This window comes from Ruminococcus sp. 210702-SL.1.03 (assembly GCF_020559915.1).
Classification (GTDB): domain Bacteria; phylum Bacillota; class Clostridia; order Oscillospirales; family Ruminococcaceae; genus YE71.
This window is the reverse complement of record NZ_JAJCLZ010000020.1, coordinates 1-13,703: the sequence shown is the minus strand read 5'-3', so window position 1 is coordinate 13,703 and position 13,703 is coordinate 1. Positions and strand designations below refer to the sequence as shown.

Below are 13,703 nucleotides of genomic sequence, written 5' to 3'. Positions count from 1 at the left end.
ATCCCCCGAGCTTTTTACAGTTCGGGGGATCTTTTGTATTTAATCTATCAGCCGCGCGATGCTTTCGATTATCGCGGCGAGCTGCTCCTGCTTTTCATACGGCAGAGCGGCGGCGGCGGAATTTATACGCGAGAGCGCGGCGGAGTTCGGCTCGGCGGCGGTCTTTGGCGAAACATCTATCAGATCTTTCAGCGGCACGCCCAGCGCCGAGCTTATCTTAAAAAGCGTATCGACCGTGGGGCATTTTTCGCCGCGCTCGATACAACCGAGGTACGAGGGGTGCATGTTTGCCTCAAAAGCCAGCGCTTCTTGGCTAAGGCTGCGCCTGCGCCTTTCCTCCTTGATCTTTTTGCCGATCATTTCCGAGATATACTCTTTAGACGTGCTGTTTTTGCGGCTGCCCTGCGCCCCGCTGACGGCTTTTTCCATATCGCTGCTCCCCCTTTTCTCACGCTGAAAAACGTACTTATATATAATTATATGCCATATATAGTGTAGTTTCAAACAGCTTTAGGATTAGTTTTATAGTCTAAAGGTGTTGACAGGAAGAGAAAAAGGTGGTATAATAGCATTAAATGACAAAAATAAAAATCAGAGGGGGAAATAACCATGCTTTCGCGCAGGCGCGAAAAAAAATCGAGAAAAGTAGGCTTCGTGGTGGTGCTGCTCTGCATTATCTGCGCGCCGATATTCCCGCTAATGAGCGCTTTTTTCATAACCCGCCTGCCGCCGCCCGCCGCAAAGACCTGCTACAAGATAACCATGGCAACGATATACATAGAGGTGATACTTCTGCTGATGGTCGCCGTCATCTCATTTATCCACGACCCATGAAACAAAACTCCCCCGAACTTTTTGCGGTTCGGGGGATATTTATTTGCAGGATCTTAGATCTTAATTCCCGGCTCAATTGCGCTCTTCAATAGCCGTGATGAGGTCTATTCTTCTCTGATGGCGCTCGTCGCCCGAAAACTCGGTGTGTACGAATGCGTCTACCAGATCCATAGCCGTGCCCTCGCCGACTACCCTCGCGCCGAAGCAGAGAACGTTGGCGTTGTTGTGCTCGCGGGTAAGCCGCGCCGAGAAACATTCCGAGCAGCAGGCCGCGCGTATGCCCTTGAATTTGTTCGCCGCCAGCGACATTCCTACGCCCGTGCCGCAGATCAGTATGCCCAGATCAGCCTCGCCGCCGAGCACCTTTTCGCAAACCGCCGCCGCCGCGTTCGGGTAATCGCACTTCTCGCCTGCCGCGCAGCCCATGTCGATGCACTCTATGCCCTGCGCCTTTAAATGCTCTACCACCGCAAGCTTCAGCTCGGGCGCTGCGTGGTCGTTTCCAATAGCTATCTTCATATGTAAAAATCTCCTTTATCTGTGAGCTTTATCTTTCTCAGCTTTGGTTTCCTGCAAATATGCGGGCAGCAGCTCGTCCGCCGTCACCGCGAGCGCAGGGTCGGCTTCGTAAGCCATACAGAGCGACGAAGCTTTTTGCATACGCTCGGCAAAAGGCGCGCACTTCACCTCAGCCGCTTCGGCGAAATACTTCTGCTTCATCTCGGCGCAGCAGTCGCCCGTTATCAGCAAGCCCTCCGCCGCGAGCGACCTGAGCGCTTCGGCGAACTCTTCCTCGCCGGCTACCTTATCCGCCGCGATATTCGCAACTTTCTCGCCGTCCGACTTGTAGATACCGAAATACACCACGCCGATACGCGCGCGCATCACCGCCGCTATCTTACCGCGGTACGCCGCGCTGCTCCAAGCCAGCTCCTCCAGCGTGGATATGCCCGCGCATTTCAGCTCTTTCTGCGTGCAGCCCATAACTATGCCCTTTACCGCCGCGACGCCTATGCGCAGACCCGTGTACGAGCCGGGGCCTTTCGCGCAGACCACGCCGTCCAGATCGGCTATCTCCATCCCGCACTCGTTCAGCAGCTCTTTTGCCATCGGCAAAATTATCTGCGAGTGGGTGTGCTTTGTGTATATCGTCTTTTCCGCCAGCAGCGTTTGTCCGTCAGTCACCGCCGCCGAAGCTGTTTTTCCCGAGGTCTCAATCGCCAAGAGTTTCAAGGCCCTCGTCCCCTTTCATCTTCCAGCTGATGTTTATCTCGCGCGTATCGTCGTCCACGCGCTTGATGTCTATCTGCAAAATATCCTGCCCCAGCGTTTCAAGCGCCTCGGCTATGTTTTCCGACCACTCGGCAGCTATCACCGAATTGCCGTCCATATAATCGTAAAATCCCGTAGTTTCAAGATCCTCCGAGGAGGTTATGCGGTACATATCGAAGTGGTAAAGGCTCTTGCCCGCGCCGTGGTACTCGTTTACGAGCGCGAATGTCGGCGAAGTAACTTCGTCGCCCAGCCCCATTCCTATGGATATGCCGCGCGTCATAGTCGTCTTGCCCGCGCCAAGGTCGCCCGTATAGGCTATTATCTCGCCGCCGCCCAGCAGCGCGCCCAGCTTTTCGCCCAGCGCAATAGTCTGCTCAGCCGAGCGTGTAACGATCTTCATTTTTTACTCAGCCCCCTCCTGCTGCATGAAATACCAGTCGAGCAGCAGATCTACCATTCTGCCGTAAGATCTCTTGCCGTCCTCTACGCCGTTCAGCTTCAGCGAAGTTTCCATCGCCTTGTCAGATACCTCGGCTACGGTCTTTGAGTCTATCAGGCCCTTGTCGCTCTCCTGCACTTCCTGCCAGTAATCGACGTTGCCGTTCCAGTCGGCGCGAACGCCCTCCGCCAGCGAGCTGTAAAGCCTGTTTACAGTTTCCTCAGAGCAGTTGTCCTCGCACTTTGAGATGACGTATTTCAGCGCGCGTATGTAGCCGCTGTACCGGTACTCCACGTTGCCGCTCTCATAGCAGGCGAGGAAGCCGATAAAGTTCGCCTCGTCCTCGCGGATAAAGCCTTTTGTGTGCGCCAGTTCATGGCAAACGGTGTCCGGCAGGTTCAGCGGGTACATCTCGTCGTTGTAATTAGCCTCCATCGTGAACGGGAAATATATCCCCATCAGATATTGCTGGCTCATGAAGAACGAATTTACCACTGCTTTCGGTTTCGGGTAATATCCGCCAAGCTGCGGGTAATCCTTAGCCAACCCCTGCACCGCCGAGCGCGCGGTCTTATCAAGGTCGGCGGTAAGCACGAATTTACCTTGCTTATCGCGCTGCACCTGCTCGGAAAGCGCGTTCGTTTCCGCCGCGAGGTAGTCTGCGAGCTGTTCGAGCTGCGCGGGAGTGTACTTATCCTGCGGATAATCATACATCTCGGCAAAGGTCGGAGTATGGTAAAGCACGAAGCAGTTCAGCGTTTCGGTGAGAATTATGTACACGAATATCCACGCGTAGATATAGGCGTACACCCGCCCTATCTTGCGGCGGCTGTCGCGGCTCTTGCGCTTTGCTATCAGCAGCACTATCAGCGCGATGAGCGAAAGCGGCACGCCGACCAGCGCTATGATAATAAGCACCTCGCCCAGCGAAAATGGCAGCAGGCTGGTCAGCCGCGCGAATACCGAGCTTATCTCGGGGAATATCTCGCGCATATACCACCCGCTGAACCGCGGGCTGAGGTACGCCGCAACGTTCATAGCTATGCAGAAAATTATCAGCGCTATTATAACGCTGCGCTGCCTTTTGCGGCGCGCAGCGTCAGCTATCATTCTGCCGGGTCCCATAACGGTTTAGAAAAGACCCGAAATGTTGCCCTCGTTATCCACATCTATCGAGAAAGCTGCGGGCTTTTTGGGCAGACCGGGCATTGTCATGATGTCGCCGGTGTAAACTACTATAAATCCTGCGCCTGAAGAAAGCTTCATATCGCGCACGGTGATCTCAAAATTCTCAGGCTTGCCGAGCTTCTTGGGGTCGTCCGAAAGCGAATACTGGGTCTTTGCCACGCATATCGGCAGGTCGGTCTTGCCCAGCGCCTCTATTTCCCTCAGCGCCTTTTCAGCCTGCGCGGTGTAGATAACGCCGTTTGCGCGGTAGATCTCTTTCGCTATCTTCTCTATCTTTTCCTTTACGGGCAGCGCGGTGTCGTAAAGCGGCTTGTAGTCAGCCTCACCCTTTTCGATAACGGCGCAAACTTTCTGCGCGAGGTCTGTTCCGCCCTCGCCGCCCTTGGCGAATATCTCAGCCAGCGAAAACTCAGCGCCCAGCTCGGTGCACACCTTTTCTACCAGCGCAAGCTCAGCTTCGGTATCGGTATGGAAGCGGTTTATTGCTACCACTACGGGCACGCCGAATTTGTGCAGGTTCTCTATATGGGTCTTTAGGTTCACAACGCCCTTTTCCAGCGCTTCGAGGTTCTCTTCGGTAAGCTTGTCCTTAGGCACGCCGCCATTGTATTTCAGCGCGCGGATAGTCGCTACCAGTACGGTGCAGCTAGGCTTTAAGCCAGCGTAGCGGCACTTTATGTCGAAGAATTTCTCTGCGCCGAGGTCAGAGCCGAAGCCCGCTTCGGTGATGGCGTAGTCGGCAAGCTTTAAGCAAAGCTTTGTCGCGCGAACAGAGTTGCAGCCGTGCGCGATGTTTGCGAACGGGCCGCCGTGCATGATGGCGGGGGTGTTCTCTAGGGTCTGTACGAGGTTGGGCTTCATAGCGTCTTTCAGCAGCGCAGCCATAGCTCCGCAGCCGCCCAGCTCCTTAGCGTATACTGGCTCGCCGTCGAGGTTGTAGGCAACGAGTATCTTCTCAAGGCGCGCCTTTAGGTCGGCGAGGTCGGAAGCCAGGCAGAGTATCGCCATAACTTCGGAAGCCACCGTGATCTGAAAGCCGTCCTCGCGGGGGATACCGTTTACCTTGCCGCCCAGACCGATTATAACGTTTCTGAGGGCGCGGTCGTTCATATCAAGGCATCTCTTAAAGAGTATCCTTCTCTGGTCTATTCTCAGCGGGTTGCCCTGCTGCATAGAGTTGTCTATCAGCGCGCAGAGCAGGTTGTTCGCTGCGGTGATGGCGTGCATATCGCCCGTAAAATGCAGGTTTATATCCTCCATAGGCACTACCTGAGCGTATCCGCCGCCGGCAGCGCCGCCCTTTATGCCGAATACGGGGCCGAGCGAGGGCTCGCGCAGCGCGAGTATCGCCTTTTTGCCTATCTTCGCCATCGACTCAGCCAGACCTACCGAGATGGTGGTCTTGCCCTCGCCCGCGGGGGTGGGGTTGATAGCGGTAACAAGTATCAGCTTGCCGTCGGGCTTATCCGCAAGCTTTGTGTACAGCTCTTCGGAAAGCTTAGCCTTGTAGTGTCCGTAAGGCTCGAGGTCGTCGGCGCTGATGCCTATACCATCGGCTATCTCAGTTATCTTCTTCATTTTTGCCTGTTTTGCAATTTCAATATCGGTCAGCATTTTTCAAAACATCCTTTCAGATATTATTATAGTTACATCTTATTATCACTCGTCGTCTATCGGCGTTTCGCGGCGCTTGTCTTTCACCGCGCGTATCTTTTCGATACGGTTGTCCTTAGCCTTTATAACGCAGAGAGTCAGATTTTTGTAGCGCACCGCAGGCGTTTCGCCGTCGGCGGGTATGTAGCCCAGCAGGTCGGTAACGAAGCCGCCCATAGTGCTGAAATCAGTTTCTTCCTCAAATGGGCAGCCCAGCTTTTCCATAACGTCCTCGGGGTCGGCAGTGCCTTGTATATCGAAGGTATTCGGGGTTATCTCCTCTATATCCTCCGCCTCGTTTTCGTCATATTCGTCGCGGATATTGCCCACTATGCACTCCAGCAGATCTTCCATCGTGACTATGCCCAGCGTGCCGCCGTACTCGTCGAGCACTACTGCTATCTGCTTGTGATTTTTATTGAAGTAGGTAAAAAGCTCGCCGCACTTGCTCGTTTCGGGCACAAATTTTATCTTGTGCATATAGTCGGCAGCGGGGGCGTTTTTGTTCGCGGGGTCAAGTATCAGCGGCAGCAGGTCTTTGACGTAAAGCACGCCGCAAATATCGTCTATCGTTTCGTTAAAGACAGGTATGCGCGAAACGCCTGTTTCCACCGAAACGCGCACAGCCTCCGCCACGGGCGATGTTTTCTCCACAGCGCTTATCTCGCGGCGGTGGGTCATCACCTCGCAGACCTCCAGATCAGGAAACTCGAATATGTTCGAGATCATCTCTGCCTGATCGTCCTTTATGCCGCCCTTTTCGTTGGCGGCGTCGAGCATTTGCAGTATCTCCTCGCCCGTCACCTGCTCGGAAAGGTCTTCTTTTTTCACGCCGAATATCGCCGAAAGCAGCGCGGTAACGCCCGCTACTATAAGCTGCGCGGGCTTCATGAGCACCATCAGCGCGCGATATAGCCAAAAGCTCGCGCGTACAAATCCCTCGCCCGCCCTGCCGCTTACGCAGAGCCTTTTCGGGAAGTCGACGCTTACAGCCGCCGTGACCGCCGCCGCTGCCGCCGCGATGATAAGCGAGATCACCGCCGTCGCTATGCTCAGGCTTTTGCCTGTAAGCGTACCGCCCAGCGCGTTTTTCAGCGGGTAGTAAAAATAGTGCTTTGCCGCCGCGCCCATCGCGAAAAGTATCAGCGTGCGCGCCGCTAAGTTTGTCTGAATTATCAGCTCAGGCTTTTGCTGCAATTTCTGTATCCTGCGCCACCTGCGGCTTTTCTCCGCCAGCTTTGCAGTTTTGCTCTCTGACAGCCTGAGCACGGCGTTTCCGCAGGCGGTGAGAAAGCCCATCACCACGGCTGCCGCCGCTAAAATTATCAAGCCGTGCCACCATATCGGCGTTCGCCCGACGTCGTCCATATCATCTTCTCCTTGTTCATCATATTTGCATTTACACATAGTGCATACAATTATTTATATTGTACACCATTTTGCGTGGGCATGTCAAGAGCTTTTATTTGTTATTTTATGAACAAAAAAAATCGGGACATATCTCAGTCCCGATCTTGTAAGCTATATTATGCGTGGGTTTACTTGCCCATCATCTTTTTAAATCTTTCCATAGCTTCCTTGGTTCTCTCGCTGTCGCCGAAAGCGGTAAGTCTGAACCAGCCCTCGCCGTTTTTGCCGAAACCTGCGCCGGGCGTGCCGACTACGTTAGCTTCTTCAAGCAGCTTGTCGAAAAATTCCCAGCTGCCCATATCGTTCGGGCACTTGAACCAAATGTAGGGGGAGTTCTTTCCGCCCGTGTACTTTATGCCCAGCTCGTCGAGAGCGGCAGCCATTACCTTAGCGTTCTGCTGGTAATAAGCGATGTTCGCCTTGGTCTGCTTCAAGCCCTCTTCGGTGAATACCGCCGCAGCAGCGCACTGTACGGGGTAAGAAACGCCGTTGAACTTAGAGCCCTGACGTCTGCCCCAAAGCTGCGAGATGCTTACGTCCGTACCGTCGGAAGCCTTTACGGTAAGCTCCTCGGGGATAACGGTGTAGCCGCAGCGCATACCGGTAAAGCCCGCGGTCTTTGAGAGCGAGCACATCTCGATAGCGCACTTTCTTGCGCCCTCTACCGCGAATATGCTTCTCGGGATATTTTCTTCAGTGATGAAAGCTTCATAAGCGCAGTCGTAGATGATGATAGCGTTGTTCTTCACAGCGTAGTCTATCCAAACCTTTAGCTGGTCTTTGGTGTATACCGAGCCGGTGGGGTTATTCGGCGAGCAGAGGTAGATAAGGTCTGCGTGTACGTTCTCGTCAGGCATAGCGGCAAAGCCGTTTTCCTCGTTAGAGTCGGCGAAGATCACCTTTCTGCCGTTCATTCTGTTGGTATCAACGTATACGGGGTAAGCGGGGTCGGTGATGAGCACTACGTTATCATCGCCGAAAATGTCTACGATATTGCCGCAGTCGCTCTTAGCGCCGTCGTTTACTCTTATCTCGTCAGCCTTTACTTCTACGCCAAAGCTCTTGTAGTAGCCGCTGATGGCATCTTTGAGGAAATCATAGCCTGTGCCGCTGTCCTCGTAGCCCTTGAAAGTTTCTTTAACGCCCATTTCGTCAGCGCCCTTTTTCATAGCCTCTACTACGCACTTGGCGATAGGCTGGGTAACGTCGCCTATACCCATGCGGATAATGTCGGCGTCAGGGTGCGCCTCGGTAAAAGCCTTTACCTTCTTGGCGATGTTGATAAAAAGATAATTCTTTTCAAGCTTTAAAAAGTTTTCATTCAGCTGTGGCATAATTAAACTTTCCTTTCTATATATGCAATATCAGCGGCGTCTGCGCAGACTATAAAAGCCGCGCTCCGCGCTGTTTCTCACCAAAAGATCATCAGATGATTATAGAGCCGTTGAATACGGTAACTGCGTCGCCCGTGAGGTAGATAGCCTCGTCGGTCACCTTTATCTTGAGGTCGCCGCCCTTGAGCTTTACAGTTATTTCCTTATCCTTAGTGCAGTAGCCGTTGAGCACCGCCGCGACTGCCGCCGCGCAAGCGCCTGTGCCGCAAGCCCAAGTTTCACCCGAGCCGCGCTCCCATACTCTCATTTTCAGGGTATGCTCATCCAGCACCTTGATAAACTCAGCGTTTACTCTTTCGGGGAATATCTCGTTATACTCAAAAGCCTTGCCCACGGTATCTATATCCAGCTCGTCGATGTTGCCGTTCATGAATACTACCGCGTGTGGGTTGCCCATAGATACGCAGGTGATGTTGTAGTCCTTGCCGTCGATGGTCACGGGGCGGTCTACCACTCTGCCGTTTTCGTCAGCCGCAAGGGTAACGGGTATCTGCGCGGGGTCTAGTATAGCGGGGCCCATGTTTACGGTAGCGCCGTTTACCTCGCCGTAGTGGCGGGTAAGCTTTACCTTTATGATGCCGCTGAGAGTTTCTATCTCCATATCGTCCTTATCTACCAGACCGTTATCGCGCATGAACTTAGCTACGCAGCGTATGCCGTTTCCGCACATCTTGCCCTCAGAGCCGTCGAGGTTGAACATTCTCATCTTGCCGTCGGCTACCTTAGACTTCTGTATCAGTATAACGCCGTCGCCGCCGATGCCGAAGTGGCGGTCTGAAAGCGCGAGCGCCAGACCCTCGGGGTTATCTATACGCTGATTGAAGCAGTTGAAGTAGATATAGTCGTTTCCGCAGCCCTGCATCTTAGTGAATTCTACCATGTGCTTTTCCTTGCGCATATGGTTTATGTCAACTATCTCGGTAGACTTTTCAGTGTACTTCGAGCGAATCGACTGTGCAATGGCGTTTGCGGTATCTATCGAAGTCAGGCAGGGGATATTTCTCTCTACCGTCTTTCTTCTTATCTTTACGCTGTCGCGCTGCGGGCTTCTGCCCTTAGAGGAGGTGGATATAACGTAGGATACCTTGCCGCTCTCGATAAGGGTGAGGGTGTTTTCCTCCGCCTCGCCTATCTTAGCTACCGCCTCGCAGGGGATACCGTGCTCGGAAAGCACCTTAGCAGTGCCCTTAGTAGCGTAGATCTTGAAGCCTAGGTCGTAGAATGCCTTTGCGGTCTGCGGTATCTCGCACTTATCGGTATCGCGAACGGTGATGAGCACGCCGCCCTCTACGTTGAGCTTGTAGCCTGCCGCGGTAAGACCCTTGTAAAGGGCCTCTTCCAGCGAGCTTGCAACTGCGAGTACTTCGCCCGTAGACTTCATCTCAGGGCCTAAGTGGTTATCAACGTCGATAAGCTTTTCAAAGGAGAATACAGGAACTTTTACTGCAACGTAAGGCGAGTTTCTGTAAAGACCCGTGCCGTAGCCCATATCCTTTAGCTTTTCGCCGAGCATACATCTTGTAGCGAGGTCTACCATCGGCACGCCGGTAACTTTAGAGATGTAAGGTATAGTTCTGGAAGAACGCGGGTTTACCTCTATAACGTAAAGCTCGTTGTGGTTGATGAGGTACTGTATATTTACCAGACCCATAGTTTTGAGCGAAACTGCGAGGTTCTTCGAGCACTCTATTATGCGCTCGATAAGCTCGTCGGAAACGTTCCATGCGGGGTATACGGCTATCGAGTCGCCCGAGTGTACGCCCGTTCTCTCGATATGCTCCATTATACCGGGGATAAGTATATCTTCGCCGTCGCAGATAGCGTCTACTTCCAGCTCAGTACCCATCAGGTATTTATCTATCAGTATCGGGTTCTCTATCTCCTGCGCGAGGATTATCGCCATGTACTCCTTGATGTCGGCGTCGTTGAAAGCGATTATCATGTTCTGTCCGCCGAGAACGTAAGAGGGGCGCATAAGTACGGGGTAGCCTATCTTGTTCGCTACCTCGAGCGCTTCGTCGCAGGTCATTACGGTGAAGCCCTGCGGGCGCTTTATCTTGTGCAGCTCCAGCAGCTCGTCAAAGCGCTCTCTGTCCTCAGCCGCGTCGATAGAGTCGGGAGGAGTACCCATAACGTTTACGCCGTTAGCAGCGAGGTGTTTGGTAAGCTTTATAGCGGTCTGTCCGCCGAAAGCTACTACTACGCCGTATGGCTTCTCTATCCTGATTATATTCATTACGTCTTCGTTAGTCAGCGGCTCGAAATAAAGTCTGTCCGCGGTATCGAAGTCGGTGGATACAGTTTCGGGGTTGTTGTTTACTATAACTACGTCAAAGCCTTTTTCTTTCAGCGCCCATACGCAGTGTACCGAAGCGTAGTCGAACTCTATGCCCTGACCTATTCTGATAGGACCTGAGCCGAATACTATAACGGTCTTGTTGCCGGTATGCTTTGAAGCTATAAATTCCTCAGCCTCGTCCTCCTGATCGTAGGTGGAGTAGAAGTAGGGGGTCATAGCGGAGAACTCAGCCGCGCAGGTATCTACCATCTTGTAAACGGCGTGCAGTTTCTTCTGTATAGGCTTGCCGGTAAGTCTTTCGATGACCTTATCGGGGAAGCCGAGCTTTTTGGCAGTTTCGTAAGTTTCAAAGCTGTCGTCGCCCGAAAGCAGCTTGTTTTCAACAGCCACGAGCTTGAGCAGCTTGTTCAAGAACCACTCGTCTATCTTGGTGATAGCGTGTATCTCGTCTACGGTAACGCCGCGGCGCAGCGCTTCATATACGGCGAAGAGGCGCTCGTCGTTACACTTGTGAACGGCTGCGATGATCTGCTCGTCGGTAAGCTCTTCCATCTTAGGCGAGATTATGCAGTCAAGGCCTATCTCAGCGCCGCGAACAGCCTTCATTATAGCCTGCTCGAAAGTAGTGCCGATAGCCATGACTTCGCCCGTAGCCTTCATCTGAGTACCGAGGTCGCGCTTAGCATATACGAATTTATCAAAAGGCCACTTAGGCAGCTTTACTACAACGTAGTCGAGCGCAGGCTCGAAGCAGGCGTAGGTCTTGCCCGTAACGGCGTTCTTTATCTCATCGAGGGTGTAGCCGATAGCTATCTTAGCCGCAACCTTAGCAATAGGATAGCCCGTAGCCTTAGAAGCCAGCGCCGAAGAGCGCGAAACTCTGGGGTTTACTTCTATTACAGCATACTCGAAGCTTTCGGGGTTGAGTGCAAACTGGCAGTTGCAGCCTCCCTCTACTTTCAGCGTGTCGATTATTTTCAGAGCGGCGGAGCGCAGCATCTGGTATTCCTTATCCGCGAGAGTAACGCAGGGAGCGATAACGATGGAGTCGCCCGTGTGAACGCCTACGGGGTCGAAGTTTTCCATAGAGCATACGGTGATAACGTTGCCCTTAGAGTCGCGCATTACCTCAAACTCTATCTCTTTCCAGCCCGAGATGCACTTTTCTATGAGCACCTGAGTGATAGGCGAGAGGTAAAGGCCGTTGCCCGCTATCTCTCTCAGCTCTTCCTCATCGTTTACTATACCGCCGCCAGTACCGCCGAGGGTGAATGCGGGGCGAACGATGAGCGGGTAGCCTATACCCTCCTGATTAGCGAAATCTACCGCGTCCTCTACGGTATTTACTACCTTAGAGGGTATGCAGGGCTGACCTATGGACTCCATAGTGTCCTTAAACATCTGTCTGTCCTCAGCCTTGTCGATAGTTTCTGGGTTCGCGCCGAGCAGCTTTACGTTGTACTTATCGAGGAAGCCCGATTTTGCGAGCTGCATCGAAAGCGTAAGGCCTGTCTGACCGCCGAGGGTGGAAAGCAGGCTGTCGGGGCGCTCTTTCTTTATTATCCTCTTTACCGTTTCCAGCGTAAGAGGCTCTATGTAGATCTTATCCGCCATAGCGTTATCTGTCATGATAGTAGCGGGGTTTGAGTTTACGAGTATTACCTCGAGGCCCTCTTCTTTAAGGGCGCGGCACGCCTGCGTACCGGCGTAGTCGAACTCAGCCGCCTGACCTATAACGATAGGTCCCGAACCGATCACGAGAACTCTTTTTATATCTTTATTTAAAGGCATTACCAATTCATCCTTTCGTTTGATGGTTCAGAATTTCGATTAGTTTTTATGAGAGTCGATCAGATCGGTAAATCTGTCGAAGAGGAAGCCTGTATCCAGCGGGCCGCCGCAGGCTTCGGGATGGAACTGTACCGAGAATGCAGGCATATAGTCGTAAGCCACGCCCTCGCAAGTGCCGTCGTTAGCATTTACGAAAGAGGCGTGCGCGCCTTCGGGCAGCGAAGAGTTTATAACAGCGTAGCCGTGGTTCTGGCTGGTGATGTAAACTCTGCCCGTTGCGGTATCGGTAGCGGGCTGGTTAGCTCCTCTGTGACCGTACTTGAGCTTTTCGGTCTTTGCGCCCTGCGAGAGCGCAAGAAGCTGGTGACCCAGACAAATTCCGAAGGTAGGTATCTTCATCTCGCATATCTTAGCAAGCTCGGCTATTATGCCCGTGTTGTCCGCGGGGTCGCCGGGGCCGTTTGAAAGCATTATTCCGTCGGGGGCAAGCTCTTTTATCCTCTCAGCGGTGGTGTTGGCGGGCACTACGGTAACTTCGCAGCCGCGCTTTACCAGCTCTCTGCCTATATTGTGCTTTGCGCCGAAATCGTAGAGCACTACGCGGCGCTTCACCTCGCCCTCAGGCTCAAAGGTCTGCTCTTCTTTGCAGGTAGTATTTTCAACAGCCTCAACTATCTTGTAGCTCTTGAGGTCTGCGAAGCTGAGAGCCGTGCCCTCTGAAACTATCTTGCCGTTCATAACGCCTGATTCTCTAACTATCTTAGTAAGCGCGCGGGTGTCGATACCGTAAAGACCGACAATTCCGTTCTGCTTTAAAAAAGTGTCAAGATCACCCTCGCATCTGAAATTGCTGGGCTCCTGACACCTATCTCTAACAATATAACCCTTAACGTGCGGGCGGCTGCTTTCAAAATCAGCAGGTATAACGCCGTAATTACCAATTAAAGGAAAAGTTTGAACGACTATCTGACCGTAATAACTGGGGTCGGTCAAAGTTTCGAGGTAACCGGTCATAGCGGTAGTAAAAACTATCTCACCGATCGATTCGCCGTGTGCGCCAAAGCTTTTGCCTTCAAATATCGTACCATTTTCCAAAATAAGATATGCTTTCTGCACCTTTAGTTCCTCCTTACGCACAATTTATCACATAACATTATACCACAAACCGCAGGCTTTGTAAATACCGTTCATAAAAAATTCACGGCTATTTTTCCGCCAAAGCGCAGACTTGCCGCACTTGACGGAGCGGTGCAGGCACCGGAAGACGATGCGCTGAAAAGACAGTTACAAACGCAGTTTGAAAAGCACTCGGCTATCTTAAAAGAAAAGGAAAAGCGGCTGAATGATTTCTGCGCTGATAATGATCTGTTCCCCGAAAACGACAGGGTGCGCGTAGTTGGATTTGGCAAAAGCGTTTCGC

At 52.7% G+C, this 13,703-nt stretch carries 11 protein-coding genes; 1 reads left to right on the top strand and 10 read right to left on the bottom strand.

Annotated elements, in window-relative coordinates:
- Nucleotides 1-39: 39 nt before the first annotated feature.
- A complete protein-coding gene (locus LI114_RS10075) occupies nucleotides 40-429 on the bottom strand; it encodes a helix-turn-helix domain-containing protein (RefSeq protein WP_227220560.1) in 390 nt (129 codons plus the stop codon).
- Between the two features lie 180 nt (nucleotides 430-609).
- On the opposite strand from LI114_RS10075, the gene LI114_RS10070 reads away from it, so the two are divergent.
- Nucleotides 610-834, top strand: coding sequence for a hypothetical protein (locus LI114_RS10070; RefSeq protein WP_227220559.1), 225 nt, complete (start codon nucleotides 610-612; stop codon nucleotides 832-834).
- Nucleotides 835-906: 72 nt separating this feature from the next.
- On the opposite strand, the gene rpiB is transcribed toward LI114_RS10070, so the two are convergent.
- The 9 genes from rpiB to LI114_RS10025 all read right to left on the bottom strand — a co-directional run bounded on the left by rpiB (nucleotide 907) and on the right by LI114_RS10025 (nucleotide 13,399).
- The gene (rpiB, locus tag LI114_RS10065) at nucleotides 907-1,353 is read right to left on the bottom strand and encodes a ribose 5-phosphate isomerase B (protein WP_022128681.1); all 447 of its coding nucleotides are present in this window, start codon (nucleotides 1,351-1,353) and stop codon (nucleotides 907-909) included.
- A 15-nt stretch (nucleotides 1,354-1,368) separates the two neighbouring features.
- On the bottom strand, nucleotides 1,369-2,058 hold the full coding sequence (tsaB, locus tag LI114_RS10060) for a tRNA (adenosine(37)-N6)-threonylcarbamoyltransferase complex dimerization subunit type 1 TsaB (protein ID WP_227220558.1): 690 nt from the start codon (nucleotides 2,056-2,058) through the stop codon (nucleotides 1,369-1,371).
- A complete protein-coding gene (gene tsaE / locus LI114_RS10055; RefSeq protein ID WP_227220557.1) occupies nucleotides 2,048-2,509 on the bottom strand; it encodes a tRNA (adenosine(37)-N6)-threonylcarbamoyltransferase complex ATPase subunit type 1 TsaE in 462 nt (153 codons plus the stop codon). The genes tsaB and tsaE overlap by 11 nt, the downstream gene beginning before the upstream one ends.
- Before the next feature lie 3 nt (nucleotides 2,510-2,512).
- A complete protein-coding gene (locus tag LI114_RS10050; RefSeq protein ID WP_227220556.1) occupies nucleotides 2,513-3,658 on the bottom strand; it encodes a DUF3810 domain-containing protein in 1,146 nt (381 codons plus the stop codon).
- Nucleotides 3,659-3,679: 21 nt separating this feature from the next.
- The gene (locus LI114_RS10045; RefSeq protein ID WP_022128677.1) at nucleotides 3,680-5,350 is read right to left on the bottom strand and encodes a formate--tetrahydrofolate ligase; all 1,671 of its coding nucleotides are present in this window, start codon (nucleotides 5,348-5,350) and stop codon (nucleotides 3,680-3,682) included.
- 45 nt (nucleotides 5,351-5,395) lie between these two features.
- Nucleotides 5,396-6,757, bottom strand: a complete 1,362-nt coding sequence (locus LI114_RS10040) for a hemolysin family protein (RefSeq protein ID WP_227220555.1) — start codon at nucleotides 6,755-6,757, stop codon at nucleotides 5,396-5,398.
- A gap of 170 nt (nucleotides 6,758-6,927) precedes the next feature.
- The gene (locus LI114_RS10035; RefSeq protein ID WP_022128675.1) at nucleotides 6,928-8,133 is read right to left on the bottom strand and encodes an LL-diaminopimelate aminotransferase; all 1,206 of its coding nucleotides are present in this window, start codon (nucleotides 8,131-8,133) and stop codon (nucleotides 6,928-6,930) included.
- A gap of 91 nt (nucleotides 8,134-8,224) precedes the next feature.
- Nucleotides 8,225-12,283, bottom strand: a complete 4,059-nt coding sequence (gene carB, locus LI114_RS10030; protein WP_227220554.1) for a carbamoyl-phosphate synthase large subunit — start codon at nucleotides 12,281-12,283, stop codon at nucleotides 8,225-8,227.
- Between the two features lie 39 nt (nucleotides 12,284-12,322).
- On the bottom strand, nucleotides 12,323-13,399 hold the full coding sequence (locus LI114_RS10025) for a carbamoyl phosphate synthase small subunit (RefSeq protein WP_022128673.1): 1,077 nt from the start codon (nucleotides 13,397-13,399) through the stop codon (nucleotides 12,323-12,325).
- Nucleotides 13,400-13,703 lie beyond the last annotated feature (304 nt).

Bases quoted from the DNA above. Each gene is read 5' to 3' on its own strand.
- rpiB (WP_022128681.1), bottom strand. From the start codon at position 1,353: ATGAAGATAGCTATTGGAAACGACCACGCAGCGCCCGAGCTGAAGCTT.
- carB (WP_227220554.1), bottom strand. From the start codon at position 12,283: ATGCCTTTAAATAAAGATATAAAAAGAGTTCTCGTGATCGGTTCGGGA.
- LI114_RS10075 (WP_227220560.1), bottom strand. From the start codon at position 429: ATGGAAAAAGCCGTCAGCGGGGCGCAGGGCAGCCGCAAAAACAGCACG.
- LI114_RS10045 (WP_022128677.1), bottom strand. From the start codon at position 5,350: ATGCTGACCGATATTGAAATTGCAAAACAGGCAAAAATGAAGAAGATA.
- LI114_RS10070 (WP_227220559.1), top strand. From the start codon at position 610: ATGCTTTCGCGCAGGCGCGAAAAAAAATCGAGAAAAGTAGGCTTCGTG.
- LI114_RS10040 (WP_227220555.1), bottom strand. From the start codon at position 6,757: ATGGACGACGTCGGGCGAACGCCGATATGGTGGCACGGCTTGATAATT.
- LI114_RS10035 (WP_022128675.1), bottom strand. From the start codon at position 8,133: ATGCCACAGCTGAATGAAAACTTTTTAAAGCTTGAAAAGAATTATCTT.
- LI114_RS10050 (WP_227220556.1), bottom strand. From the start codon at position 3,658: ATGATAGCTGACGCTGCGCGCCGCAAAAGGCAGCGCAGCGTTATAATA.
- tsaE (WP_227220557.1), bottom strand. From the start codon at position 2,509: ATGAAGATCGTTACACGCTCGGCTGAGCAGACTATTGCGCTGGGCGAA.